This window comes from Pseudomonas sp. EL_65y_Pfl1_R83 (genome assembly GCF_963970695.1).
Classification (GTDB): domain Bacteria; phylum Pseudomonadota; class Gammaproteobacteria; order Pseudomonadales; family Pseudomonadaceae; genus Aquipseudomonas; species Aquipseudomonas tritici.
On sequence record NZ_CAXAQI010000527.1, the window covers coordinates 1 to 329 of the forward strand.

The 329-nt window shown below is 57.4% G+C and carries 1 protein-coding gene; it reads right to left on the reverse strand.

Going from position 1 to position 329, the window contains the following annotated elements:
- Window positions 1-329 (reverse strand): RHS repeat domain-containing protein (locus tag AACY08_RS30175; RefSeq protein ID WP_339472747.1); only part of this gene is annotated, 329 nt, incomplete at both ends.

The window sequence follows — 329 nt, forward strand, 5'->3', positions numbered from 1 at the left end:
TCGGGCAACCCGTTCAGGTCGTTGTGGTAGTAGCGAATCTTCTGCAACGGACCAACGCCGTCGACGCGGGCAAGGGGTTCGTAGCCGTCATCATCGTAAACATAGAGGCTGGTCTGGCTGTGTTTATGCTCCTGCAACAACCGCAGTCCGTCCCAGGTGAATCGAGTTTCGCCTAGCGGATAACCATCGTTGCCGTGCTCAGTTTTCTCGATGCGTCGACCCAGCGGGTCATAGGTCATCCTGACCACGCCGCCGTTCTCATTACGTACTTCAACCAACCGGCTTTCCGCGTCATACGCAAAGCGTTGCACGCCTCGTTTGGCGCTGCG